This window comes from Paenibacillus sp. J23TS9 (assembly GCF_018403225.1).
Lineage (GTDB): Bacteria > Bacillota > Bacilli > Paenibacillales > Paenibacillaceae > Paenibacillus_AQ.
Genome location: NZ_BOSG01000006.1, coordinates 324,793 through 350,019, shown reverse-complemented (window position 1 = coordinate 350,019; position 25,227 = coordinate 324,793). Strand labels below are relative to the sequence as shown.

At 49.0% G+C, this 25,227-nt stretch carries 22 protein-coding genes; 15 read left to right on the top strand and 7 right to left on the bottom strand.

Translation table 11 applies throughout. The features are described 5' to 3' along the window. Positions 1-145: 145 nt before the first annotated feature. The 5 genes from KJS65_RS27305 to KJS65_RS27285 all read right to left on the bottom strand — a co-directional run bounded on the left by KJS65_RS27305 (position 146) and on the right by KJS65_RS27285 (position 5,969). On the bottom strand, positions 146-1,438 hold the full coding sequence (locus tag KJS65_RS27305; RefSeq protein WP_213652968.1) for a transporter permease: 1,293 nt from the start codon (positions 1,436-1,438) through the stop codon (positions 146-148). A gap of 232 nt (positions 1,439-1,670) precedes the next feature. Further along, positions 1,671-3,020: an FAD-dependent oxidoreductase gene (locus KJS65_RS27300; protein WP_213652967.1), complete on the bottom strand. Its 1,350-nt coding sequence runs from the start codon at positions 3,018-3,020 to the stop codon at positions 1,671-1,673. Between the two features lie 257 nt (positions 3,021-3,277). Then, positions 3,278-3,961, bottom strand: coding sequence for a PepSY domain-containing protein (locus KJS65_RS27295; RefSeq protein ID WP_213652966.1), 684 nt, complete (start codon positions 3,959-3,961; stop codon positions 3,278-3,280). A gap of 196 nt (positions 3,962-4,157) precedes the next feature. Then, on the bottom strand, positions 4,158-5,102 hold the full coding sequence (locus KJS65_RS27290) for a hypothetical protein (RefSeq protein ID WP_213652965.1): 945 nt from the start codon (positions 5,100-5,102) through the stop codon (positions 4,158-4,160). Between the two features lie 201 nt (positions 5,103-5,303). Continuing rightward, complete coding sequence (locus KJS65_RS27285) at positions 5,304-5,969, bottom strand: DUF1129 family protein (protein ID WP_213652964.1); 666 nt, start codon at positions 5,967-5,969, stop codon at positions 5,304-5,306. Between the two features lie 420 nt (positions 5,970-6,389). On the opposite strand from KJS65_RS27285, the gene KJS65_RS27280 reads away from it, so the two are divergent. After that, positions 6,390-7,220, top strand: a complete 831-nt coding sequence (locus KJS65_RS27280; RefSeq protein WP_213652963.1) for an alpha/beta hydrolase family protein — start codon at positions 6,390-6,392, stop codon at positions 7,218-7,220. A gap of 134 nt (positions 7,221-7,354) precedes the next feature. Beyond that, complete coding sequence (locus KJS65_RS27275; RefSeq protein ID WP_213652962.1) at positions 7,355-8,134, top strand: DODA-type extradiol aromatic ring-opening family dioxygenase; 780 nt, start codon at positions 7,355-7,357, stop codon at positions 8,132-8,134. A gap of 97 nt (positions 8,135-8,231) precedes the next feature. Here the strand turns inward: KJS65_RS27275 and KJS65_RS27270 are convergent, their stop codons facing one another. Continuing rightward, positions 8,232-8,774: a DoxX family protein gene (locus tag KJS65_RS27270; protein ID WP_213652961.1), complete on the bottom strand. Its 543-nt coding sequence runs from the start codon at positions 8,772-8,774 to the stop codon at positions 8,232-8,234. 323 nt (positions 8,775-9,097) lie between these two features. Between KJS65_RS27270 and KJS65_RS27265 the strand changes: the two genes are divergently transcribed. The 5 genes from KJS65_RS27265 (at position 9,098) to KJS65_RS27245 (ending at position 14,549) form a co-directional block, all read left to right on the top strand. Next, on the top strand, positions 9,098-10,204 hold the full coding sequence (locus KJS65_RS27265) for a DUF3048 domain-containing protein (RefSeq protein WP_213652960.1): 1,107 nt from the start codon (positions 9,098-9,100) through the stop codon (positions 10,202-10,204). A gap of 235 nt (positions 10,205-10,439) precedes the next feature. Then, on the top strand, positions 10,440-11,054 hold the full coding sequence (locus KJS65_RS27260) for a DUF47 domain-containing protein (protein ID WP_136608800.1): 615 nt from the start codon (positions 10,440-10,442) through the stop codon (positions 11,052-11,054). Between the two features lie 15 nt (positions 11,055-11,069). After that, on the top strand, positions 11,070-12,062 hold the full coding sequence (locus tag KJS65_RS27255; RefSeq protein WP_136608799.1) for an inorganic phosphate transporter: 993 nt from the start codon (positions 11,070-11,072) through the stop codon (positions 12,060-12,062). Between the two features lie 180 nt (positions 12,063-12,242). Continuing rightward, the gene (corA, locus tag KJS65_RS27250) at positions 12,243-13,202 is read left to right on the top strand and encodes a magnesium/cobalt transporter CorA (protein ID WP_213652959.1); all 960 of its coding nucleotides are present in this window, start codon (positions 12,243-12,245) and stop codon (positions 13,200-13,202) included. A 216-nt stretch (positions 13,203-13,418) separates the two neighbouring features. Next, positions 13,419-14,549 (top strand): C45 family autoproteolytic acyltransferase/hydrolase, encoded by a 1,131-nt coding sequence (locus KJS65_RS27245; protein WP_213652958.1) that lies wholly within the window; start codon positions 13,419-13,421, stop codon positions 14,547-14,549. A 157-nt stretch (positions 14,550-14,706) separates the two neighbouring features. Here KJS65_RS27245 and KJS65_RS27240 read toward each other — a convergent pair whose 3' ends face one another. Beyond that, a complete protein-coding gene (locus tag KJS65_RS27240) occupies positions 14,707-15,270 on the bottom strand; it encodes a hypothetical protein (protein WP_213652957.1) in 564 nt (187 codons plus the stop codon). Between the two features lie 666 nt (positions 15,271-15,936). Between KJS65_RS27240 and KJS65_RS27235 the strand changes: the two genes are divergently transcribed. The 8 genes from KJS65_RS27235 to KJS65_RS27200 all read left to right on the top strand — a co-directional run bounded on the left by KJS65_RS27235 (position 15,937) and on the right by KJS65_RS27200 (position 25,223). Next, positions 15,937-16,227 carry a YerC/YecD family TrpR-related protein gene (locus KJS65_RS27235; RefSeq protein ID WP_213652956.1) on the top strand — a complete coding sequence of 97 codons (291 nt, stop codon included), beginning with the start codon at positions 15,937-15,939 and terminating at the stop codon, positions 16,225-16,227. Between the two features lies 1 nt (position 16,228). Beyond that, positions 16,229-16,993 (top strand): sirohydrochlorin chelatase, encoded by a 765-nt coding sequence (locus tag KJS65_RS27230; protein WP_213652955.1) that lies wholly within the window; start codon positions 16,229-16,231, stop codon positions 16,991-16,993. Between the two features lie 196 nt (positions 16,994-17,189). Next, positions 17,190-18,071 (top strand): diacylglycerol kinase, encoded by an 882-nt coding sequence (locus KJS65_RS27225; RefSeq protein WP_136608795.1) that lies wholly within the window; start codon positions 17,190-17,192, stop codon positions 18,069-18,071. Between the two features lie 595 nt (positions 18,072-18,666). Then, complete coding sequence (rlmD, locus tag KJS65_RS27220; protein ID WP_213652954.1) at positions 18,667-20,193, top strand: 23S rRNA (uracil(1939)-C(5))-methyltransferase RlmD; 1,527 nt, start codon at positions 18,667-18,669, stop codon at positions 20,191-20,193. Positions 20,194-20,694: 501 nt separating this feature from the next. Then, complete coding sequence (locus KJS65_RS27215; RefSeq protein ID WP_213652953.1) at positions 20,695-21,372, top strand: response regulator transcription factor; 678 nt, start codon at positions 20,695-20,697, stop codon at positions 21,370-21,372. Beyond that, positions 21,369-23,186: a sensor histidine kinase gene (locus tag KJS65_RS27210; RefSeq protein WP_213652952.1), complete on the top strand. Its 1,818-nt coding sequence runs from the start codon at positions 21,369-21,371 to the stop codon at positions 23,184-23,186. The genes KJS65_RS27215 and KJS65_RS27210 overlap by 4 nt, the downstream gene beginning before the upstream one ends. Before the next feature lie 619 nt (positions 23,187-23,805). Next, a complete protein-coding gene (locus tag KJS65_RS27205; RefSeq protein ID WP_213652951.1) occupies positions 23,806-24,519 on the top strand; it encodes an N-acetylmuramoyl-L-alanine amidase family protein in 714 nt (237 codons plus the stop codon). A gap of 17 nt (positions 24,520-24,536) precedes the next feature. Next, positions 24,537-25,223, top strand: a complete 687-nt coding sequence (locus KJS65_RS27200; RefSeq protein WP_213652950.1) for a GDSL-type esterase/lipase family protein — start codon at positions 24,537-24,539, stop codon at positions 25,221-25,223. Positions 25,224-25,227 lie beyond the last annotated feature (4 nt).

Below are 25,227 nucleotides of genomic sequence, written 5' to 3'. Positions count from 1 at the left end.
CGCCTCCTCCGTTGAAGCGAGTACCTCTTTAAAGCGAACCCTCATAATAAAAAATTTATAATCGAACTACAAAACGAATTGCAAAATCGAACCCTTTAATCAATAACCATAAAAAATTGAACCTTCAATTTATAGCTTTTTATCTCTAGAACACCATAAAAGCTCCGAAAATCAGGGAGATCAGCACGGATGCCATCGTCCATGGCAGTGTCTTTTTCAAAATCTCATTAATATCGCTCTTCGTAAAATCAGCCACCCATACGTTATGCGAATTCGTTGGGTCTGAGACGGATTGTACGTTGCTGACTGCGCGCAAAGCGAGCATGGCGGCAACCGGCGTCATACCGGCTGTGACGAAGAGGGCGGCGATGCCGCTGCCAAGACCCCATACATTCAGCGGTCCGCGGTAGATTGCAAGCGGCGACAGAATCGTAAAGAACAGAATATACATCAGCGGGTTGCCTGGAAGCACAGACTCAATCAGAGGTGAAATAACCGCCGATACCTGTGGCGACATAACGGAGCTCAGCAGGATACCGATACCGATCATGAGCGCCATTGCGCCGGCAACATCTTGAATACCCTCAATCATCGCGCTGGACAGGATATGGATCGGGCGCTTAGGCCAGGTAAGCAGAATGGTTACAATCGCGCCGATGATAACCGCCGGGACGATATCGATCTTGAAGATGAAGACAAGGAGTACCGGTACCAGCGGGCTGATCAGCGCAATCGCCGGCACCTTTTTATTGTCGCCGGGTGTTGCGGCAGGCATGGCCCAGGCTTTGCGGCCTTTGCCGTCTTTTTTGACATAGAAGACGATCATAATCAGTGAAATCACGATCAGCGGGAGGGCTACAACCAAGGTGTAATTGGCAATTTTATCAACGGAAAGGCCCAGTACATCGACATAGACGGCCCAGTTGGAAACATTGAAGAGGGAGCCGACACCAACGGCCAGCAGGACAACAATAGAAGCGACAAATTGGGAGATGCCTGCTGTCAGCATAATCGGAATGACGATCGTACCGACCAGGATAACCATGCCGAGTCCGCCTGCAGCAGAAAAAATAATGGATGCGGTAATAAAGAATAGAATAGCTATAAGTACAGGTTTATCTCCGGCGAGTTCGGCCGCTTTGCGGATAATGGATTTGGTGATGCCGACTTTGTTCAGAACCTGACCGAACCAGGCACCGAATATCAAGCCTGCGATGGCGCCGGACAGTTTCATGGAACCGCCGGCGAGGATGGTTTTGGCGATAGATGTCACGTCCGGATTATTCGACAACCACGGAACGCCAGCGATGATGGCGAAAAGGATCGCCATGCAAGGGAGGGCCAGAATAGTTGGCAGCTTACGCGCCATCATAAGTCCTACAAACACCAGAAAGATGAGCAGAATACCGATTGCTTGGAACCACATTGCAGTTGTCACAAGAATTTCCCCTCTCAAATGGGCTGCTATGTTGAAATTAGCTATTAACATTGTGTTAGTTAATCGCTGCGGTTACGGTTCGGTCTTCCGATCGCTGTTGTCTCCACATTTGTGGATTGTAGCACCTTAGCGGTGCAAATGCGGAGACAAAGGCGACCGCTATCGCTTCTTCAGATCGATTCCGTCCCCTCTGCTACTTTCGCTTCTATGAAGTACTGATAATGGGCTGCTATTAAACTTCCAGATAAGCTCCTTGCTCTTTCAAAATCGTCTGCACCTTCTTGATGTCCACATCCTGCACATTCTGTCCTTCAAGTGCTGCGAGTGCTGCCGCAACGCCGCCGCCATGACCGATGGCGCCCGTGGTCGGCGTGGTTCTCATCGCAGCCTGCGCTTCGAAGGTTGCCGAGATACAGCGGCCGATGACGATCAGGTTCTTCACGGAGTCCGAGATCATGCAGGAGAATGGAATGCTGTACATGCCGCCCCATTCCAGTTTTTGATGCTTGGTTCCTTCGCCGTCCGGACTGTGGATATCAATCGGGTAGCCGGAGTGGGCGATTGTATCCTCGAACAGGCGCTGCTCCAGAATATCGCTTGCGGTCAGTGTGTAAACGCCCTTAATCTGGCGCGAACCGCGGACACCGATGTTCGGACCCGTGGATTCGACGACGGCATCCTCAAATCCGGGGATGTATTTGCGTACGAACAGCTCCAGCTCGCGGCACTGCTTGCGGCCTTCCATTTCGGCGCGGCTCAGGCTGAGCGCATCGGTCGCGTCATGGCCGAGAATGCGGGTTGTATTCAGGATGACTTCGCCAGGGTTATTGGTTTCAAAGAACAGGATATTTTCGCGCGGGATGGAGATTTCGCCGCGTTCCTTGGCCTTTTTGAAGAGGCTGTCAAAGCCGCCGACAGAGAGGCGGGGGGATTTCTCAATAATGGAGGTATCCCCATTGTATAGAGGGAAATCCTCGGGATGGCTATGAATATACTCCTTGACCTTAGCGATATTGACGTTGTACATTTTCATTTTCAAGGTCATTGGCTGCGTGGCGCCGTCCGATTCACGACCCTTGGTGTATTCCACACCGGCGCCTGCAGACAGATCTCCATCGCCTGTGGCATCGATGAAGACGGAGGCCTGGATCCTGCTGATGCCGGATTTATTACATATCGTAATACCCGTGATTCGCCCATTTTCCGTCTGAACACCGGCCAGCATCGTGTGATACAGGATATCACCGCCTGCTTCCGTGACCATCAGCTCAAGCTCATGCTTCATGGCTTCGGCGTCAAACGGGGTAACGGAGTATGTAAAACCTACCGTATCGAAAATATGCCCTGGAGATTTGCCGAGTCTTTTGAGCCGTTCGATGAGCTGATCGGTGAATCCCTGAATCGCCAGCTTGTCACCGGCATGGAAAGTCATCATGGGACCTACCCCATTAGCTGTCAGCGTACCGCCCAGAAAACCGTGAGATTCGACGATCAGCGTTTTGGCTCCGGTTTTGGAAGCGGCAATGGCAGCCATGGATCCGGAAATGCCTCCGCCCATGACAACTACGTCATATTGCTGCATGTTCTCCACTCCTCTTATCGCAAGATTGATTTCCTTTTAATGCCTATAGGCTAACAAAATAAAAATAATTTGTAAACGCTTTTAGAAAATAATTTTCTAAATATCCGAAAATACAGAAAATAATTTACAGGATAATAGTGGTAGATTCTGAGAATCCCACCATGCATCCAAAAAACAAAAAAAGAAGACCTCCGACAGCTTGTCGGAAGCCTTCCTGTGGTAAACTTGCAGGTCATACCCGTAGCCCTAAATCCGGTTTAATCATCCTCGCCAAGACTGAGGATTTTACCGGTTTTGGCATCAATCTTGATTTCATGTTCTTTACTGGCATTGTGTACGTCAACCTCATAGTACGTTGGACCGTTTTTTCTTTCGATTTTCCATTCGGAAACGGTTCCGTTCACTTTTTGGGTGGCGATCTCCATGGCTTTCTTCTCATCGATGATTCCTGTCAGGTCGATTTTGGATTGCTGCCGGTCGATTTTAACCTTGCTTTTATCCAGCGGTTCGGATTTATTTTCGAGGATGCTCTTGTCGTCTGCATGGATACCTATTTTGGTCTTTTGCGTATCGGTCATCATTTCGACTTTGTAGGCATATACCTGATTTTCCAGCTCCAGCTCCAGTTTGGTGACATCTCCTTTGCCTTTGGTGGCAGCGAGGTCGAGAGCTTCCTGCGGAGTTACCTTAAATGTGGCCTTTTGCAAATCGGCAGCTGCTTGTTCAGCTGGATTCGTTTCCTTCGCAGGTGTTGGAGCAGTAGTAGAGGTATTGGTATTGGTATTATTTTCACTATCCGTATTAGTACCAGTGCCGGTATCCGTACCGTTATTGGTACTGACTTGATCGGAGTTGCTGACGCTCTCCGCTTCCTTGGACGAGCAGCCCGCAGCTCCAATGAGCAGGATCAGTCCTAATACAATGATGCTTATTTTTCTCATGCTGCAAAACTCCCCTTCCCCCATACTTTAACCGTAAACAATGCTTTCAAACTCAGGCTTTCATACCAAATTTTGCAGCTCGTTTTTGAATGTGATCTACCTTACCCGCATAAAAAAAGCCCCTGCCCGCTCCGTTTAGAAGCAGAGAGGGGCAGAGACCTTATTGCGATTACTACGGCCGGTCTAATAGGCGTTATTACATGCCGGAAGCAGCTTTTCTGTATTTATCGACTTCGGGTGTCAGGATGTCATTGTTTTTCTCCAGCACGTCGAGGAAACCTTTCAGCTTTTTCAGGTAAACGCTTTTGGAAGGATCCCCTTTGCTGACAGCAGCCTGCAGGGCCGCTTTGGCCTTGGCATCGGCTTTTTTGGTGTCATAGTCAAACAACGGTGTGTTATTGAGACCGGACATCGAAATGCTCAGGTACATGGTATACAGCGACTTCACTTGGGCTGTACGGTTGGAATGCGGGAAGGAATTCACGAAGGCTTCCTGCGACAATGCTCGCTTCGTCACTTCCGTCCATCCGATGGACAAGGCGCCGTCATTGGCAAACGGAGCTTTGGTTTCCGTTGTCATGATATCAATGTAGCTCTTGATGTCGGTAGAGACATAGGAGCGTACCTTTTGGAAACGTGGATAATCCAGTACCAGATAGAACGAGCCTTCGGATGTTTGCAGCATGTAGCCGCTATCGCGGGCGCCCTTGAGCAAGCTTTTCAGACTTTTGTCGCTGGTTTTGTTGATTAGGGATGTCATGTCATCTCCGGATTTCATAAGCTTCATCAGTTTGCTCTGAATGCTGTCCTTGAAAAACTTATTGTTCCAGGCGTCGAGATTCGCTTTTTCAGCGTTTTCGAGCTTCAGCACCATCATGGAACCCTGCCAAGGCGACACTTGATAGATATTCTTTTCCATATAACTTACGGCTTCAGCTTGCTTGGATGGGGATTTGAGCAAGCTCATCATATGGTTGTAGACTGCGTTCTGATGCGCCGTTTTGGCGGAAGCTGCTGATGAAGCCGAGATGACTTTGGGAGCAGCGGTTGTTCCGGCGGCATGAATCGCTCCGGCACCTGCTTGTAAACTGATTGCGGCTATGAGGGCAGCGGCTGTGACTGCGGATTTTGATAATTTCATTGAAAAAGCACCTCCAAGGTTTCGTTAATCACATATTACCCACATGTTGTTTCGCCAGGGTGTCCGTTTGTTTCGGACTTGTAAACATTTGAAAGAAACTTGGAAATATTTCAAGAATTCACCCTTCACGCAAAAAAACATCTTTGTCAGCAACAAACGCATGCGTTGTGCAGTACAAAGATGTTTTTACCCAAGCGTTTCCTATCTGGATTTTCGTAAAAAGATAAACCGGATCCCAAGAATGCCAATAATGCACAGAACCAGGCTAAGCCCAGGCGGTACCGTAAATACGGGCAGCATGCTGCGCAGTGAAAAACCAATCACCATCACAACGACCATCACAATCAGGTAGATGCCGATGGCTTTCAGGTTGATTCCCGGCTTCTTATTCTCGTTTTCCTGCGGTTTGCTCAGCGACTTCATGAGGACTTCCATGATCACAATGGAGCCAACAGCGATCAGAATGATGGCCAGCAGGCTGATGCGGTTCAGCGGACTACCGCTGTAACCTGCAAGCTGCGCCCCATAACCGATTACGGCCTCCACCAGGAACAGAATGGTCAGAGCGGTCCAGGCGATCATGATGTAATAGGCGGTTCCTTCGATAGGCTTAACGGACGGCAGCGATTCAACGACTGAGCGGGCATAGCTTTCTGCATCCCCACCGAGCAGCTTCGAGGCAGATTGGCCTTTCTTTTGCGCGTCCAGCACGTCCTTCGCCAGTTCAAGCAGACGCTGTTCGCCCTGCGGCCGGTCTACCCGGCTGTCGCGCACGTAAACGACGATATCCTCATAAAAATCCCGGTTTGCCGGCGTCATCTGCTCCCGCAGACGGTTGTTCTCTTGTATCATTTGTCTTGTTGTCATATCCGTTCCTCCGTATACAACAAGTATAGGAACAGGAACAGCCGAATTCAAGGCCCGGTAAGTCCTGAATAGTTCATTCCTGATAAAAAAGTTTTTCATAGTTGAGAGCCACATAGATAATGGCTAATATAACGCAGGCAGCGAGCACCCAGGAGAGGGGATGTTCGCGTATATGAGAGATCCATTGCTGCCACATATCCAAGTCCCTTTCTATAGCAGGTCTGACCCATAGTTTCTGCCACGATTGCCCATTCCATACCAAACCTTATCATTTTACAAAAAAGCCATACGGATTAGGATTGACACACGCAAACCTGCGGTGATAATATGGACTTCAAACTTATATCTCATTAAACTTATCGGAATTATATAATATATAGAAAATATGAATGTATCTAACATGTAAAGGGGAGTGGAGTCATGGAAAGACAGATCATGATCCGACATGGCCAGGAGGAACTGACCGCGAGCCTGCATTATCCAGCGCAGCAGGAAGGCAAGGACGGACGCTGCGGGGAGCGTGCTCCGCTGGTTGTCATCTGCCATGGCTTCGTCGGAAGCCGGGTTGGCGTGGACCGTTTGTTCGTGAAGACTGCCAGGGAACTGGCAGGGGAAGGGAACATGGTGCTGCGCTTCGATTATGCTGGTTGCGGCGAAAGCACCGGCGATTACGGTAAGGAAGGGCTGGAATCCATGATTGCCCAGACCCGGTCTGTGCTTGATTATGCCCTTGATTGCGGAAATGTTGATCCATCCCAGGTGACGCTGATCGGGCATAGTCTCGGCGGTGCCGTGGCCATTCTGACTGCCGTACGTGACCGCAGGGTGAAGAATCTGGTATTGTGGTCGGCGGTAGGGTATCCGCTGAGCGATATCGTGAAAATCACCGGACGTGAGGTGTACGATCACGCGGTCAAGACGGGCAGCTCCGATTATCTTGGATTCGAATTGGCACCTGCATTTTTTGATTCGCTCGGAACATATCAGCCGTTTCAGGAGGCCATCAAGTTCACTGGCAATGTACTTGTCGTTCATGGCACCTCGGATGATACCATTCCGGTCGATTACGCTTTTCTGTACCAAAAGGTGTTCTGGATGCGGTCCGAGGGCCGCTGCGACAAAGAGATTATTTTCCAGGGGAATCACACCTATTCTTCAGGTCCGCACTGCGGGCAGCTGATTCACCGGACCAAAGAATGGTTAAACGAGCAGAAGACGCTGCAGCAGGATTGGCAGCACTGGATGATCTAACGGCAGAAAAATGCGCATAACTATACCATACTTGAAATAAATACAGCCAGCAGTGATACAGAGATTGGAATTATCTCTTCATACACGGTAAAATATAAGTAGCAACTTATACTGGCGTGTGGAGGTTGACATCGATGACATTACCATCTTTATTTGTAGCGCACGGTTCACCTATGCTCGCCCTGGAAGATAACGGATACACGCGTTTTCTGGAAAACCTGGGACGGGAGCTTCCTACTCCGGAGGCCATTGCCGTTTTTTCGGCGCATTGGGATAGTCCTGACCAGTCCGTCAGCGTGGATGAATCCCACGGTACGATGCATGACTTCTACGGTTTTCCCGAAGCCATGTACGAACTGCGGTATCCGGCTCCGGGCTCTGCATCGCTTACCCAGCAGATTGGGCAGCTGTTCGATGCTGGCAATCTGTCGTACCAACCGGTTCTCGGCCGGGGGCTAGACCATGGAGCTTGGGTGATTTTGCAGAAAATGTACCCTGACGCCAACATTCCGGTTGTAGAGCTATCTGTGGATTCCAGACGTTCCCCCGCAGAACAGTATGCGATCGGCGCGATGCTGAAGGAGCTTCGTCAGCAAAATGTGCTGGTGATCGGCAGCGGCGGACTTGTGCATAACCTGCGCATGATCAGCCAGTCGGGTGAACCGGATACATGGGCCGTAGAGTTCGATGAATGGATCGCCAAGCAGCTGGAAAGCTGGAAGGTTCATGAGTTGTTTGATTATGACAAAAAAGCTCCATATGCCCGCCAGGCGGTGCCTTCTTATGGAGTGGAGCATTTCACCCCGCTCTTTTATGCGATGGGTGCGGCGGATGATGACCGCAAAGCCAAGCGCCTCTTTCAGGCTTACCAGTATGGTAACCTCAGCCTGAACTGCTGGATGTTCGGCTCCTGATCAAGAAGAATATGAATGATAACATGAGTAGAGCCGGACTGGAAATACCAGCCCGGCTCTTTTTGATGCGCTATGATCGATGTTCCTGGTTGTTTATTTATGCAGCGCCTTTGGTTTTCGTCATGCCGCCTTTTGGAGCAGGTGCTGGAGCATGATCTTGGACTTTCTTGTGGAAGAGGCTGCGTACATAAGGCATTACCCAGTGATCCAATCCGATGCGTCCGGCATTCGCGGCAGCGACGACGATGAAGATTTCAAGCACTACCATTTGTGCGTTGGTGCTTACCGTACCCGAGAAGAGGAAGGCGAAGTTCATCACCATACCCATCAGGGCTGCGAAGGTAGTGAAGGTACCCAGGATGAGTCCCAATCCGACCAGCGTTTCACCGAGCGGGATAACAACGTTGAACAATTTCACTCCAGGCAGTGCGCCATGCTCCAGGAATGCAGCCCACCAGCCTTGAACTGCCGGATGATCTCCGCTAGCCTTGGCGATAGCTCCTTGCAGGAAGCCTCCTGCATCGAATCCTCCCGTTAATTTTTCGATGCCGCCTTTGATCCAGGTATATCCAAGGTAGATCCGGACCACCGTCAGTAACCACATTGCCACTTTGTTATTTCTCAGCCAGTTGTTGAACATTACAATCCACTCCTCAAGTTTTTTATTGTTTTTAGGAAGCTTTGCAGTAGATGCTTTTTCTTGTTGTAAGCTTCTTGTTTTTTGTTGGAAGATGATCATCTCTTTCATGTCTTTATTATATGTGAATTAATTCACATGATATGTGATTTAAATCACAATTTTAGATTAAATTTAAAATTATCTTATACATTCTATATGGTTAGCAAAGACAAACCCGGCCTTTTATGCTTAAATGGGAACAAAAGGAAGCGAAAAGGGATGACAGATCAGAGGAGCAGTGGACATAAGGAGCAGGGAGAACCGTTAAGGGGGAAATGTAATATATGAAGAAGAGTAACAGCTTAAGAAAAGGATGGGGGTTCAAGCTGGGGAGCAGCTTGATCTGCTTTACATTATTGGGGTCAATACTCGTATCCTGCGGACAGCCCAAGGCAGATCCGCCGAAAGCGCAAGTCGTGGAGGAGCAGACGCCTCCGGATGAGCCGGCGCAGGAAGATCCGATTTCATCAGGAGAACCGCAGACAGCTTACACAGCGCCGTTGACCGGACTGCCTGTGGATCAGCCTGTAACGACACGTCCGTTGTCCATCATGATTAACAATGCACCGGCTGCGCGCCCGCAGTCCGGACTCACCCAGGCGGATATCGTATATGAAGTGCTGGCTGAAGGCGGCATTACGCGTTTGATCGGTATTTTCCAGAGCAAGGGAACCGAAGAGACCATCGGGCCGATCCGCAGCATCCGTCCTTATCTGATCGATATCGGCGAAAGCTATGGCGGCGTCCTGGTGCATGCGGGCGGCAGCAATGATGCCTATGCGATTTTGCAGAAGCAGCATAAGGAAGATCTCGATGAAATCGGCAACGCAGGGGCATACTTTTGGAGAGACAAGTCGCGCAAGGCACCGCATAACCTGTATTCGAGTGCAGACAAGCTCCGTGAGGGTGCTGACAAGCATGGATACAAAAAGGATGTAAACATACCTTCCTATAAGTTCCGTGCTGAGGACGACATTCCAGAGGGCGGCAACGCTTCGGGTGTGGATATCACATTCCTGCTCAAAAGCTACAAGGTGTCCTACCAGTATCATGAGGCCAGCAAAGTATATCTGCGCTCCATTAACGGCAAGCCGCATATTGACCTGAATACGGGGCAGCAGCTCACCGCTGCGAATGTGATTATTTTGGGAGCGGATCATAAGACGCTGGATGATGTGGGCCGCCTTGCCGTAAACGTCGGTTCGGGTGGAGAGGCTATTTTGCTGCAACGGGGAAAGGTCATTAAGGGGCAATGGGTGCGTACCAAGGGAGATGTCATCCGCTTCATGAAGGACGGACAGGAAGTGCCGCTGTTCCCGGGTACCACGTATTTCAATATTGTACCGAATGCGCCAACCTTCGACAGCCATGTCGAAATTCATCAGTCGTAAGGCGGAGAGCTTAGATGAATTATGAAAATGCTGGGAATCAAACATCCAAGCCTTGGATAATTTTGCGTATGAATGGGTAATTATAAGTAAGAAATCCTGAAATGGCCTTTACATTCCGTTAAAATAGAAAGGTGCTTATCTTTACAAAGTGTGTCACGGATTGATAAAATAACTAGGGTTGTCATTTTTCTGTTTTTCGCGCGTTCACGGCAATTTTAAGTAAAGGGGTTATCGTATGAAATTGAAGAAAAAGGACATATTTTTCCAAACTTTGGAGAATATGGCCGATACGATTGTACAAGCTGCCGATTATTTCGCTCAGCATGTAAACAATCTCCAGGATGTACTTCTTTTTGCCAATGAAATGAAAAAGTTTGAGTCGCAGTGTGACGAATTTACACACACCATTATTACGGAACTCAACAAAACGTTTATCACGCCGATCGAACGCGACGATATCATGGATTTGACGACCACGTTGGATGATGTAATGGACGGGCTGGAGGCTTGTGCTTCCCGCTTCGATATGTATCATTTGCCGGATCCTGACGATTATATCGTACAGTTTGCGGAAATTTTGCGGCAATCGGCTTACGAGATTCAAAAAGCTATTCACCTGTTATCCCAGAAAAAGCTTCTGGCGATCCGTGAATATACGATCCGGTTAAACGATCTGGAGAATCAGGGCGACGAATTGCTCCGCATCTGCATTAAAGAGCTGTTTGCGAAAGTGAAAGATCCGATCGAGCTGATCAAGCGCAAAGAGATTTACGAACGGCTGGAAACAACCACAGACGCATGTGAAGATGTGGCCAATATGCTGGAATCGATCATTATGAGCAACTCGTAAGGGGTCTACTAAAACATGGATACATCATCATTTTTCGTTATAGGCATTGTTATCTTCCTTGCGCTGGCGTTTGACTTCATTAACGGTTTCCATGATACGGCCAATGCGATTGCAACCTCGGTATCGACTCGTGCGCTCAAGCCGCGTACGGCGATCATACTGGCAGCATTCATGAATTTCCTCGGCGCCATTCTCTTCACGGGCGTTGCGAAGAAAATCGGTGGCAGCGTTACGGATCCGACAACGCTAGATAACGGCCTGGAAGTGGTTACCGCCACATTGCTTGCTGCGATTATCTGGAATCTGGCGACCTGGTGGCTGGGCATTCCGTCCTCCTCCTCGCATGCGCTGATCGGTGCTTTGGCCGGTGCGGTGTTTGTTGGAGCCGGTTCGGATCACCTCAAATGGAGCGGGTTCATTGAAATCGTGGAAGGACTTTTGCTGTCTCCGCTTATTGCATTTGTCATCGGTTATATTATTATGACGATCCTCAAATGGATTTTTGCGAAGAAGAGTCCGCATACCGTCAACAAAGGCTTCCGCACCATGCAGATCCTTACGGCTGCAGCACAGTCTTTTACACATGGTACGAACGACGCGCAAAAGGCCATGGGGATTATCACCTTTGCTCTCGTCACTTCCGGACATCTGGATAGTCTTGAAGTACCGCTTTGGGTTAAAATTGCGGCAGCGACCTCGATGGCGCTCGGCACTTCCATTGGCGGCTGGAAGATTATCAAGACGATGGGTACGAAAATTTTCAAAATCGAACCAATTCACGGTTTTGCGGCTGATTTTACCTCTGCTTCCGTCATCTTCGGCGCAACTTTGCTGCATCTGCCCGTCAGTACAACCCATGCGGTAACCTCCGCAATACTCGGTGTAGGCAGCGCGAAGCGTTTTTCCGAAGTGAAATGGTCGCTGGCTGGACGAATCGTCATTACATGGTTTATTACGATTCCGATCTCCGCCATACTGGCAGGTATTATTTTTAAAATACTATTTTAGACAAAACAATAGGAATAGAGTGGAGGCCAATCGAATCGGTTGGCTTTTTTGTATGCTGGAAAATGGATGATTTCATGACCAGACTGCTGATAATGTACAATAGAGGGTACCTAAGAAGGTCGGGATTTTGCAATTTAAATTCATGCAAAGTCTTCAGGTGAAAGGGGTCCGCAAATACCGATGATACGTACGCTGGCTATAACCCGCTCGCATGAGGTCGTGACCGGAATTCCGCTGGAGAAGATTCAGCCGGAGGATTACGCCTGGATGTGGGTGGACTTCAATGCACCAACGCCGAAGGAATCGGCGCTTCTGACTACATATTTTCATTTTCATCCACTGGCGGTGGAGGACTGTCTGCATGTGCTGCAGCGTCCGAAGCTTGATTATTATGATGATCTGCAGTTCTTCGTGCTGCATGCGCTCGACCCGGATAGCCTGCATGTGGAGGAAGTGGATCTGTTCCTGGGGCAAAACCTCATCGTGTCCTTTCACAGTAAAGAGCTGCAGGAAGTGGATGAGGCGTGGACCGAGATTATCCAGCATGCCCATGACCGTAAAATCTGGTCGCGTGGACCGGTCTCCTGCGCTTATAACGTGATGGATAAGCTCGTAGACAAATATTTTCCCAGCGTATTCAGCATCGAGGATGAGCTGGCAGAGCTGGAGAACCGGGGGAGCACGGAATCCGTCGAGGACCTGATGAACCAGGTATTCGATCTGCGGGGACGCCTGCTGAAGCTGCGCCGCACCGTGGTGCCGATGCGGGACTTGATGTACCGGATCGTCAACTCCCAGCATGTCCAAAGCAATAACGAGCATAAAGTGTATTTTGGAGATATTTATGACCATCTGCTGAAGCTGACCGACATGATTGAGGCGGACCGTGAAATGACGGCGGATCTGCGGGACAGCTATATTTCGCTGAATTCCAACCGGATGAATTCGATCATGAAGACGCTCACGGTCATTACGACCGTATTCATGCCGCTGACGCTGATCGCAGGCATTTACGGGATGAACTTCACCAATATGCCGGAGCTGGCCTGGAAATTCGGTTATCCGGCTGTCATGCTGCTGATGTTCGTGCTGGGCGGCGGTATGGTGCTGTGGTTCCTTAAGCGGGGCTGGTTCAAGTAAGATTTACCTGTAGACGGTTGAAGGGTCTGCTATAGCTAATCAATGAAGCTGATACATTCATTCAAAGCCGCATGTCGCGGCTTTTTTTATATATCTATTATTGGGATGAGGATGACGGATTCTCCATTAGACCTAATTTTTTTATAATGATAAGCTTGCGGCGGGAAGGAGAAAAAACGTTAAAGAGGCCAGCAAATATCGGAAAGGTTGGGATGTATGGAGACGCTTGTTCAAAAAGAACCGATGATTTTTGATATCCATGTGACGGAAGGAAGTCATTATGAGGTGGGAAAGCAGCGGGCGGTCACATTAAAAGAACATTATCCGGATGACATCGCCTATTTTATCAGTCCAATGGAGGGGCAGAACTATATATCTGCGGCACAGGCCCATAAAAAAATGATGATGATCGATAGCATATGCCCCGGCTTTACGGATGAAATCCAAGGGTTTGCAGATGAATTAAACTTTGAAGCGGAAAAAATCATATGTTACGCCAACTCATATCATCAATCACCCCATTGCTGCCAATTTGCAGTCCTTCCGGAGAATACGAGTGACGGGCATTTATATGTTGGAAGGAGTTATGAATATTTCGTGAAGGACGAAAGGAGCCTATGCGTTACCCGGGTAACCGGAAAACCCAAACATATGGGATTCTCCCTGCAGAATGCGGGACGAATGGATGGGATGAATGAATATGGGCTCGTCGTTTCCATGTCCAGCACGGCTTATTTGAAACCGCTTGGAGGAAATGGTTGTGAATTCTGGGTTGCAATTCGCGCTCTGTTGGACCGCTGCAAGGATGTATACGAAGCTCAGTGTTTACTGGAAGAAATTCCGTTATGTACTAATGTAAATATTATGGTTGCAGACGCTGCGCATCAGGTATCTTTGTTCGAGGTGGCAAGCTTTTCGCCCAATCAAAAAAGAATGTCCGTGCGGAAGCCGGTTGGCGGGTTCTTGGTAGCGACCAATCATTATGTGAGCCATGAAATGAAGGAATTTGATGAACATCATTTTTGGAATTCCGAAATCCGTTATTCATCCGTCTGGAATTCGCTATTGCGGGATGCACCCTGCATTCATGAGGAGAAGGTTAAAGCACTGCTGTCCACCCCTTACCCGTATGGTCCTTGCTGCCATTATTATTCAAGCGGGATGGGGACGCTCAGAAGCATGGTTTTTGATACTACGTCCAAGAATCTGAAGGTTAGTTTTGGTCCGCCGGACATGAATCCTTGGCTTGCCATTGATTTTGACACCCCAATCGGGCTGAAAGAGATCGTATGTGAATATAAAAACGAGAATATCGCCAATCCGGAACTGTTTTGGCGAGAGATGTGAGATGATAGAAAGGGGGCATGACGCCCCCTGCATTTAAGACGGATATCTTACAGGCTTTCAGACCAGTCGTCAAAGCTGATAGCATCGGATTCGGAAGCGAACTTTGGACAAGGATTTCATGCTGTTACAATCTCAAAGATGGATCTTATGTGTCTGGTTAGCGCCGCTTTTTGCCGGAGGATGGTTTCGACTTTCCGGAACGGGAAGCGGTGTTTTTACGTTTGCTGGAAGAGGATTTCTTGTTTGTGTTTTTTCTCTTCCGACGTCTGCGTCTACGGGAATCTCCGCTGGAAGCACTGTTGGTTTTGCCTTTGCCGAAGAAGAGCTTGAACATCGGTGCGACCTGCTGAACGCCGGTCATGACCTTCTGCACTTTCCCGATATTGTTGACGATGCCGTCAATGCCGCCCAGCCGGTCGATTATCCCCTTCAGCTCGCCGATGTTGGCGAGGGAGAAGCCGGTTTTGGCTGCTGCGGCTGCCGGCGCGGCTGCAGCAGTTACGAGCTCTGCCGTTCCGGTCAAAGCTTCGGCCCCTGTTAATGCTTCTGCACCTGCCAAAGCTTCGGCACCCTGGAACGGAACCATCCCCGTACCGGGGCCGGCGAAGTCGTTATAAGGGATACCCGGATAGGGTGAATAGGATGGGTAAGGGGAAAAAGGACCGCCGTTCAGCGAGCGCTGATCGTTTTGAGGCTTGCGGTGATAGTAATGCTCAGGCATGGTATCACTTTCCTTTTTGGGTTGTTTTACTATACTGTATGTCATGGGCAAACATAAGGTATGGACGAATGCCCGGTAGACAGGGATAGGAGCGGAATCGGGCGAATACCCAGAGCATGCGGTAAGAAGAACTTCATACAGGTTATGGACCCGGGAGCGCCGGGGTTCTTTTTTGCTGAAGTGGAGTTTGCTGACCTTAAGGATATGCTTCATCGCTTCAGTTTGAGGGGATAGGAAGGGCGAAAGAGGCGGTCTGGAAGTAACTCTGTAGACGCTCCAGAGTAAGCTGCATTGTAAAATTACTGTTCCAAATCTATACATTACTGCGTTGCTGAGGTATAATTAAAGCGTTTTCAAGGCGGCGATGATATTCAGCAGGATTTTGCAGCATTCGATATTCAGATGGTTACCGGACAGAGACCAAGAGAGAACTAACCGCTTCGGCTCTACAGATCAACATGCAGAGAGCCGCTATTGGTATGCCTTTTAAATGACTAATATTAGCTAAAATGCGAGATTAAGGATATGTCTGAGGGGCGATGCCAGGGGGCTCTATGGCAGTCTGATCTTGTGACTCTGTAGTGCGTGAATTCGTTAATGCTTGAAAAGTCTATACTCGCTCGGGTACAATGAAATTACATAGTAATAGTAGGGGATGATGATTCAGTGCAACTGAAGAAACTTAATGATAAAAGTATTGACCAATTATTCGAGGCAATTTTGACGCTCAAAAACATTGAAGAATGCTACGTGTTTTTCGATGACCTGTGCACCGTGAATGAAATCCAGTCGCTGTCCCAGCGCCTGGAGGTTGCGCGCATGCTTGGTAAAGGCAATACGTACAACCAAATCGAGGCTGAAACAGGAGCAAGCACGGCGACCATTTCCCGTGTGAAGCGCTGTTTGAATTATGGCAACGATGGGTATAAAATGACATTAGAGCGTCTTGGACGATAAGATGCGCAAACAGGGCGTACTCGTCATCAGTCACGGCTCAAGGGAACAAGCTTGGGTCGATCTGGTCGATCATGCCATCAATCAGCTGCCGCTGCGGGGAAACTTCCCTGTGGCGGCTTCGTTCTTGGAAATTGTAGAAGGGCGGCTGATTCAGGATGGCCTCAACCTGCTTGAGAGCCAGGGCGTCACAGACATCCTGGTTATTCCGCTGTTCGTATCTTCGGGGAGCACACATGTGAATGAAATCGCGTATGCGCTTGGCGTCATTGATGCTCCGTCCTTTGAGAGCGATCTGGCGCCATTTCGTGTCCATGCGAGAATTCATTATGGTTCGCCGATTGAGCATGGGCCCTATGTGGCGGAAATGATCTGGGACAAGGCGAAGGCTGTATCTCAGAATCCAGGGCAGGAGGCGCTTGTCCTGATCGGACATGGCAGCAGCCATGAAGGCTTCCGGCAGCGCTGGGAGCAGGGACTGGCGCGTCTTGCGGAGCAGGTGCGTGAGATCAGCGGACTGGCCGCGACCGATGTTGCGCTGCTGCGGCCGGACAGCGTGCGAACCAAAGTGCAATATTGGCAGAAGGAACGCGGGATGCAGGTTATTGCAGCTCCGCTCTTTTTGAGTGAGGGATATTTTATCCGGGAAGTGATTCCGAAGCGCCTCGAAGGCCTGAGCTACCTATATTCCGGTAAAGCGCTGCTGCCGCATCCGCTGCTGACTGTATGGCTCGATGAGCAGATTCAAGACTGGTTAAAAGTGGAATAATAAGTTATATTTTTCTGTACGGGAGTTTTTTTGATTCAACGGAAGCGGATTTTGTGTAAATTCGTTTGACGGCTTTATGCCGTGAATTATTTTATGCAGAAAATTAGCGGTAAAGATTATAGAATGGACTACAGATAAGATACCTTTGGTGATTCTATGGTCATGTGCAAATCCTAAAATAGGTGGCGTATGGTAAATGAAAAGAGCAAGATTGATTTATAATCCCAGCTCAGGCCGAGAGGAAATGAGACGGCGTCTGCCGGACATTCTCCAGAGGCTCGACCAAGGCGGCATCGAAGCCTCCTGTCATGCAACAACAGGTGAAGGCGATGCAACCGCGTCCGCCGCGGATGCGGTGGAGCGCGGATACGATATGATTATCGCCGCTGGCGGCGACGGCACCTTGTATGAGGTCGTGAACGGGATGGCAGGCAAGGAAAATGTGCCTCCGCTCGGCGTGTTCCCGCTGGGAACCACGAATGATTTTGCCCGTGGACTCGGCATTCCAAGGAATTGGGAGGACTACTGCGATCTGGTGATCCGGCAGCAGACCCGTCCGATCGATGTGGGGAAAGCAAATGACCGTTATTTCATCAACATTGCGGGTGGAGGAACATTAACGGAGCTTACCTATGATGTGCCAAGCCGCCTGAAGACGATGATCGGCCAATTGGCTTACTATATTAAAGGTGTCGAGAAAATGGTCAGCCTGTCACCGCAGGAGCTGATCATCAACGCCGAAGGACAGGAGACGATCCATGACGAGTTCATGCTCTTTCTGATCACCAACACGAACTCGGTCGGCGGCTTCGAGAAGCTGGCACCGGGAGCACGGATCGACGACGGTCTGCTCGACGTGATTGCCCTCAAGAAATGCAACCTGGCGGAGTTCGTACGGGTCGTTACACTTGCGCTGCGCGGGGAGCATATGAACGACAAGAAGGTCATATCCTTCCGCACGAGCTCCATGGAAGTCACATCTCCAGGCAAAGTGCTGCTCAACCTCGACGGCGAACTGGGCGGATCGCTTCCGGGCCAGTTTTCGGTACTGCATCAGCATTTGCGGATTTTTGCGTAGGTGGATGGCAGTTTCGATGAGGTAGATGTGAGTATAAGTGTGTTGCAATTTGGAAGACGGCCCACGCGGCCGTTAACCGGTACATACCAGAAGTTCACGTAGGTTAAGATGTCCAGACGCTGTTCATCGGAAATCAAGGGTGGGAGAGCGGGGCATCTTGATCTTTTTTTGCGTTGGGGCGATGTCTGGTATAATAGGATGGATGCAGACATGGCTCCAGCGTGAGAAGGTATCTGGAAGAGTTGATTTTGTGTAAAGGGGACCTAATTCCCTTGAGAGATGAAGCAGGTAAGAAACGACGTGTTTCGGAATGAAACTACGTAAATTTGCGTGAAATGACCTCTTTCGCAGGATGGCGATGTGAGTACTGCATGAAAGATGTCAAAAGTAAAATGTTCTGAGAGGCAGATAAGTGGGATCATATGAGATTATCTGTTATAAATCAACGATTTTAAAATTGACCTTGGAGAGCTTTGGAATTAGGGCTCATAGGGTTCTGTATAGATTGAAACGAAGTTGAAGCGTGGAATTCAGCGAGAAGAGCAGAGACCGCGAAATACTTGAAATATATGAGGAAAGAAGTGACATGAGCAGCATGAATAAGCGACAAAGCCGCAGGAACTCCGGCCGCCGCAGCACCCCTGCGCCAATCACCGGACTGCCGGTGGCGAAGAACGACGAGGCCGTAATCGATATTATCGGGATGAATCATGACGGGGAAGGTGTAGGACGCGCAGAAAGATATACCCTGTTCGTGGCCGGAGCCCTTCCCGGCGAGAAGGTGCGCGTGAAGGTGCTGAAGACCAAGAAGCAGTATGGCTATGCCAAGCTGCTGGAGCTGGTCCAAGCCAGCCCCGACCGCATCGCTGCACCATGCCCGATCTATGACCAATGCGGCGGCTGCCAGCTGCAGCATATGGACTATAAGGCACAGTTGGCCTGGAAGCGTCAGCTTGTCGTGGACAACCTGGTGCGCATCGGGAAGCTGCAGGTGAGCGGGGAGCCGGTGGTGCGTCGTGACGGTGCTGCTTCTATCGATAGTGAGCATGTGGATGCGGAGGTTATGGCTACAGCGGGTACCGTGCCTGGAAGCGAAGGCATTCAGGTTCATGCCACAGCGGGCATGAACGAGCCGTGGCGCTACCGCAATAAGGCGCAGGTGCCGATGGGCGTCACCGAAGGCGGCCTGGTCGGCGGCTTCTACGCCCGCGGCAGCCACCGCATCATCGACATGGAAGCCTGCCTTATCCAGCATGAGAGCAACGATGAGGTCGTTGCCCGCGTGAAGGCCATCGGGCGTAAGTTCGGCATTACCGCGTACGACGAGGAAAGCGGCCAAGGGCTGCTGCGCCACGTCGTCGTGAAGGTCGCCTTCCGTACCGGCGAGATGATGATCGTCCTTGTCACCAACGGTAACAAGATCCCACACGCGGATGAGTGGATCCAAGAGATCCAGGCCCAGCTGCCGTCGGTCGTCAGCATCTGCCAGAACGTGAACACGAAGCAGACGAACGTCATCTTCGGCGATACTACCTGTGTCCTTTGGGGACAAGAAGTCATTTATGACTATATCGGCGATGTGAAATTCGCTATTTCAGCACGTTCGTTTTATCAAGTGAACCCGGCACAAACCGAGGTACTGTACGGGAAGACGGTTGAGTATGCGCAGTTGACCGGGAAAGAGAAGGTTATCGATGCGTACTGTGGTATTGGTACGATTTCGCTTTTCTTGGCCCAGCATGCTGGCAAAGTGTACGGTGTTGAAATCGTTCCGGAAGCCATTGAAGATGCACGCCGTAACGCGGAACTGAACGGAATGAATAACGTTACGTTCGAAGTCGGGGCATCCGAGGATGTCATCCCTGCCTGGAAAGAGCATGGCATCGAAGCGGACGTCATCGTCGTCGACCCGCCGCGCAAGGGCTGCGATCCGAAGCTGCTGGAGACGATTCTGGAGATGAAGCCGGAGCGTGTGGTATATGTGAGCTGTAATCCATCTACGTTGGCGCGGGATTTGCGCGTGCTGGAGGATGGCGGGTACCGGACGGTGGAAGTGACGCCGGTGGATATGTTCCCGCATACCGTTCATGTGGAGAGTGTGGCTTTGTTGGTGAGGGAGTAGTGTTTAAAGGCCACATTTACCTGTTTGAAAAGCCAAACTGCCCGAAGCTTCTTGAGTTCGGGCTATATTTGTTAGCTTAACCCAAGTAATTAAATGAGCGTAAGATTCAACCCAACAAAAGAAAAGGATGCTTCATACGAGAGTTGGCGGTATCAAAATTCGTAGAGACGGAATCAACGTACATATCAAATTGCGGATTAGTCAGTCCTCTTTTCTAAAAGAAGCCATCACTATGTTCTGAACTCTAAGGTTTCCGCCGCTTCCCGATCATAGAACGTATGTTCTACTCTTTTTTTAATTGATCTGCATCTCATCTGCATATAATCTTTATCTCCATAGGATAACCTTTGTAGCATCATACATACAGTCCTCGTTGGAGATTCTACAGTAGATCCATGCTGAGGATAAGTTTCAAAAATTCAAATTTCAAATATAGTGTAAATCGGTAGTTCTATGAGTTTTACGCTCTGGGTTCTAGAAAAAAAGTTGAGAGGTTGTCCTATGTCAAGAACCATACTGATTGTAGAAGATGAGCCTATTTTACGGGAAATCATGAAAGATTATTTGCTGGAAGAAGGATATGAGGTGCTTGAGGCGGGGGACGGGAAAAATGCTCTGGCGTTATTTCAAGAGCATGAGGTGGATCTGATCATACTGGATATCATGCTCCCTGAATTGGACGGATGGTCTGTCTGCAAACGCATCCGAAAGATTTCGAATGTTCCGATTATCATGTTGACGGCCCGTTCGGATGAAGACGATACTTTGCTGGGTTTTGAACTAGGTGCCGACGACTATATAACCAAACCGTACAGTCCTCCAATCCTGCTGGCACGGGCGAAACGGCTGTTGGAAACAAAGCGGATTCGGGAACAAGAGGAAGATACATTGTCTTGCGGCGGTATTTCAATCCATTTCCCATCCCGAACGGTTTTGGTTGATGGGGATAACTGTAGTTTGACCCATACCGAATTTGAAATTTTGGCTTATCTGATGAAAAACAAAGGAATTATTATAACCAGAGAACAGCTGATTACAAAAATCTGGGGGTATGATATCGTCGGCGACGATCGGACCGTTAACAGCCATATCCGCAATTTGCGTTCCAAGCTGGGGGAACATGCCAAGCGTATTGTCACGATCGTTCGATCTGGTTATAAGTTCGAGGAGAAGTTATGAAAAAAGGCATTGTTCTTAAGCTGTTCCTATTAACGACGGGGTTATGCTTGTTCATCCTTGCTGTTATTTTTACCTTGCAAACCGTATTTTTCAAACAGTTTTATGTTCATCAAAAAGTGAAGGACGTCAACGCGGCGCTTCAGGCTTATGAACAAGACTACCTGAATCATGCCTCGAACACGCAGGAGACAGCAAAGTCGGAGCAAGACTTTTATCAAAAGCATAACACCTGGATCACGGCTTTGGACGCCCAAGGTAATTTGAAGTATTCGGATGATTTCTTCATGGAGATCAAGCTGGACCGTTCGGATGATTCTGCGCTTTCCAATAAAACGATGACCGTACCTCTATACAGTGTTATCAACATAGAGGACTTCAGCAGCGATAATCCGTTCCTCACTCCTTGGATTAAAGAAGGAGAACGGATCGCAATTGAAGGCTTGATCATGAACAATCAGCCGGTTATCCAGCGGATGGGGATGACCGTATCCAATATGAGAGAGGAAAACCGGCTGGAAAATCGGCAGATGGTGAACAAAGAGGGAGAGGTCCTCAATCGAACGAACGCGATCCAATATCGTGAAAAATATCCCACATTTCTGGTCAAAGGAACCATTGCGAAAGTCCGGATACCGAAAGGCGCAGAAGTTTCTCGTTATACGAATCACTTATTTCTGGACCGTATCAAAGCTTTCCAAGCGGATCTGCTGTACGGCGACTATGATCCTGCCGCGAATTCGAATCGGACCATGGATGTCGAGGAAAATCGCGTGGACTATAAAATTTTCGTGGACCGCATTCAAGATGGCGACGGTAATCCGGCATACTTGTTCGCGATGACGTCACTTCAACCGGTCAATGAAGCCACAGGGATGATCAAAGATTACTATGTGTATATCATTATTGTCACTCTGCTTCTCGTGCTGCTGGCATCGTTTTATTACTCCCGCCAGATCGCTCGGCCGCTGCTGCGCATCAGCCGTACGACAAAGCAAATGGTAGTGCTCGATTTTTCGGAAAAAATCCCCATCACAACGAAGGATGAAATCGGCGACTTATCGCGCAACATTAACGAGCTTTCCGAGCGGCTGCACTCCCATATTCTTCGGCTTCAGCAGGACATCGAGAAAGAAAAACAGCTGGAACATACGCGAAAAGAATTTATATCCGGCGTGTCGCATGAGCTGAAAACCCCGTTAAGTGTCATTCAGAGCTGCCTTGCGATTCTGAAGGACGGGGTGGCAAGCCATAAACGGGATTATTATTTTAAGGCAATGGAGGACGAAGTCAAAAGAATGGATCTGCTGATCGTAGATATGCTGGAATTGGCAAAATATGAATCCGGAACATACAAAATGGACATGGATTCCTTTTATATTGACGCCGTTATCGAACGGGTATGCGCAAAATTGGCTTCGGATATCAAGGCCAAGCAATTACATCTTAATACGTCACTGAAACCTGTTGAAGTGGTGGCGAATGAGCGGCGAATTGAGCAGGTCGTCGTCAATTTCCTCACCAACGCGATTCGTTATACGCCGGAGCAGGAGTCCATTCTCATAACCACCTCGGAAGATCAGGACACCGTTAAAATTTGCATCGAAAATAAAGGAACCTCCATCCCGGAAGAGCAACTTGAGAAGATTTGGGACCGATTTTATCGCGGCGAACCTTCCAGAAAGCGGTCATCGGGAGGTACCGGGCTAGGCCTCGCCATTTCCAAAAAGATTCTGGAGATGCACGGGGTGGCTTACGGCGTTACCAATACCTCCGATGGAGTTTTGTTTTATTTTCAATTGAATAAAAAAGCGTAGGAATACGGAAGAAAGCGCGGACCTCGGTTCTGCGCTTTCTCTTTTTTTAAATGGCGGTGATTTCATCTGCACTTCTTCTGCATCTTTCCCTGTTATTCTTTCTATTTGAGAGAGGGGGGATGGATTGAAAATGACAATAGGACCAAACCTTCGTCGGGGTCTGAGAGAAAGAACGCACAGAGCAAAGAGGCGCAGACGGCAAGCCATTTTTCTTGCAAAATTTCTCGACGTGTTACGGTAACATGGCGTCAAGGCCACTTTTTTCATGCAAGGAAGCCAATTGCAGCGAAAAGCGAAAATCCACATTTGGTGCGTCCACCTTACGGCTCGGTCCCCGGGTTAAACGAAAAGAAGACCCGCGATCAAATCGCAAAAGAAGGAATGAAGATTTGGGATGGGACCATCGAATCGAACGACTGGAATCTGAAAGACCATTGCTGCGCAGCACAGGATCAATTTTTTTGGAAGAAAGAGCTGTCACGAGGGCCCATGTGGATCTCGGTTGGACGGCTCTTTTTATCTATCATTGCTGCCTGAATCTATAAATCAATTTGATATAATCTGCACTTTATCTTTATCTCGGGCGATTACACTCTTTATTGTAAGGAGGAGAGAGAGAATGAGAAAAGCCGTACTGACGGTCGCATTCTTGTTGTCCGCGGTGCTGATCGTTTTGCTGTACAGCATCAATTCGGGGGATGGGGCAGGAAGCCGAAGCAAGACCGAAATAAACCATCGGATGATGGACCTATTAAGCGGAAACAGTAATTCACCTCATCAGCCGGGGACGCCGTATAAAATTGTCATTGATCCAGGGCATGGTGGAAAAGACCGCGGGGCGAAAGGGGCCAGCGGAAGTTTCGAAAAGGATTTTACGCTGAAGCTGGCGCACAAGGTGGAGGAATTGGCGAAGCAAGAACTGCGAATCCAGGTGTATATGACCCGGACGGACGACCGGTTTATATCCTCGGTGGATCGGGAAAGGCCGAAATTTGCCAATGATCTGGGTGCGGATCTGTTTATATCCATTCACGGCAATACGTACGAGGACCCTGGCGTGTCGGGCACGGAAACGTACTATTACCATGAGAATTCGCAATCCTTGGCCGATATCATGCAACGACAAGTAGTTCAGGCAAGCGGCTTTCGGGACCGGGGAGCGAAGAAACAAGATTATTTTGTTCTAAAGGATACGGAAATGCCGGCCGTCTTGATCGAGACGGGATATTTAACGAATCCGCAGGAAGAGAAAGCAATGCTGACAGAAGATGTTCAAAGCCGAATAGCTGCTTCCATTCTGGAAGGCATAAAGGAGTACCTAAATTTAAATTAAGAGAGGACAATGATCCCATGTATAAAAAAGTCATTTCAACACTATTTTTAGGCAGCATCGCACTCGCCTTGGCAGCATGCGGGAATGGGCAAAATGCGCAAAGCGAGACGCCTATGGCAGAAGTCAATGAAACGGCTCCCTTGGAGAAGTCAAACACTACTTCCTATAAAACGATTTTTCAACACAGCGTATTTCTGGGGGATTCGATTACAGAGGCGCTATCCTACCATGACATCTTGGACGACTTCAATGTAGTGGCAGGTGCGGGAACGACTACCGAGCTATCTCTGGAGGGTGGAGATGTCGATAAGCTGGCAGAGCGGAATCCGCAGCATGTATTTATCATGCTGGGATCCGATGATATCTTATTGCCGCCCCAAATAACCGACAACCCCAAGCAGTATTCGCTGAAGTTTTACGCCAAATTGATCGACAGCATCAAGGAGAAACTTCCGAAGGCATCCATAACGATTTTACCGGTGACTCCGGTTACGCCGGAAGCTGAAAAAGTGGAACAACGCTACAAAAATATCAATGATTACAACCAAGGCTTAAAAGAGCTGGCGAGCAAGAAGCAGGTCGAATTTGTCGATTTATCCTCCATATTTACGGACAGCCAAAATTTGTACAGTTCGGACGGCGTTCATTTTAAACCCGAGTTTTATGCACGTATGCTGGATTTGCTCAAAGATCGGGTGAAATAACATG

What these genes read in the sequence shown, in the direction of transcription:
- KJS65_RS27205 (WP_213652951.1), top strand. Translation starts at nt 23,806, where the DNA reads ATGAGAAAAGCCGTACTGACGGTCGCATTCTTGTTGTCCGCGGTGCTG.
- KJS65_RS27260 (WP_136608800.1), top strand. Translation starts at nt 10,440, where the DNA reads ATGAAATTGAAGAAAAAGGACATATTTTTCCAAACTTTGGAGAATATG.
- KJS65_RS27295 (WP_213652966.1), bottom strand. Translation starts at nt 3,961, where the DNA reads ATGAGAAAAATAAGCATCATTGTATTAGGACTGATCCTGCTCATTGGA.
- KJS65_RS27270 (WP_213652961.1), bottom strand. Translation starts at nt 8,774, where the DNA reads ATGTTCAACAACTGGCTGAGAAATAACAAAGTGGCAATGTGGTTACTG.
- KJS65_RS27290 (WP_213652965.1), bottom strand. Translation starts at nt 5,102, where the DNA reads ATGAAATTATCAAAATCCGCAGTCACAGCCGCTGCCCTCATAGCCGCA.
- KJS65_RS27280 (WP_213652963.1), top strand. Translation starts at nt 6,390, where the DNA reads ATGGAAAGACAGATCATGATCCGACATGGCCAGGAGGAACTGACCGCG.
- KJS65_RS27240 (WP_213652957.1), bottom strand. Translation starts at nt 15,270, where the DNA reads ATGCCTGAGCATTACTATCACCGCAAGCCTCAAAACGATCAGCGCTCG.
- KJS65_RS27210 (WP_213652952.1), top strand. Translation starts at nt 21,369, where the DNA reads ATGAAAAAAGGCATTGTTCTTAAGCTGTTCCTATTAACGACGGGGTTA.
- KJS65_RS27265 (WP_213652960.1), top strand. Translation starts at nt 9,098, where the DNA reads ATGAAGAAGAGTAACAGCTTAAGAAAAGGATGGGGGTTCAAGCTGGGG.
- KJS65_RS27255 (WP_136608799.1), top strand. Translation starts at nt 11,070, where the DNA reads ATGGATACATCATCATTTTTCGTTATAGGCATTGTTATCTTCCTTGCG.
- KJS65_RS27225 (WP_136608795.1), top strand. Translation starts at nt 17,190, where the DNA reads ATGAAAAGAGCAAGATTGATTTATAATCCCAGCTCAGGCCGAGAGGAA.
- KJS65_RS27230 (WP_213652955.1), top strand. Translation starts at nt 16,229, where the DNA reads ATGCGCAAACAGGGCGTACTCGTCATCAGTCACGGCTCAAGGGAACAA.
- KJS65_RS27285 (WP_213652964.1), bottom strand. Translation starts at nt 5,969, where the DNA reads ATGACAACAAGACAAATGATACAAGAGAACAACCGTCTGCGGGAGCAG.
- KJS65_RS27215 (WP_213652953.1), top strand. Translation starts at nt 20,695, where the DNA reads ATGTCAAGAACCATACTGATTGTAGAAGATGAGCCTATTTTACGGGAA.
- KJS65_RS27300 (WP_213652967.1), bottom strand. Translation starts at nt 3,020, where the DNA reads ATGCAGCAATATGACGTAGTTGTCATGGGCGGAGGCATTTCCGGATCC.
- KJS65_RS27245 (WP_213652958.1), top strand. Translation starts at nt 13,419, where the DNA reads ATGGAGACGCTTGTTCAAAAAGAACCGATGATTTTTGATATCCATGTG.
- KJS65_RS27200 (WP_213652950.1), top strand. Translation starts at nt 24,537, where the DNA reads ATGTATAAAAAAGTCATTTCAACACTATTTTTAGGCAGCATCGCACTC.
- rlmD (WP_213652954.1), top strand. Translation starts at nt 18,667, where the DNA reads ATGAATAAGCGACAAAGCCGCAGGAACTCCGGCCGCCGCAGCACCCCT.
- corA (WP_213652959.1), top strand. Translation starts at nt 12,243, where the DNA reads ATGATACGTACGCTGGCTATAACCCGCTCGCATGAGGTCGTGACCGGA.
- KJS65_RS27275 (WP_213652962.1), top strand. Translation starts at nt 7,355, where the DNA reads ATGACATTACCATCTTTATTTGTAGCGCACGGTTCACCTATGCTCGCC.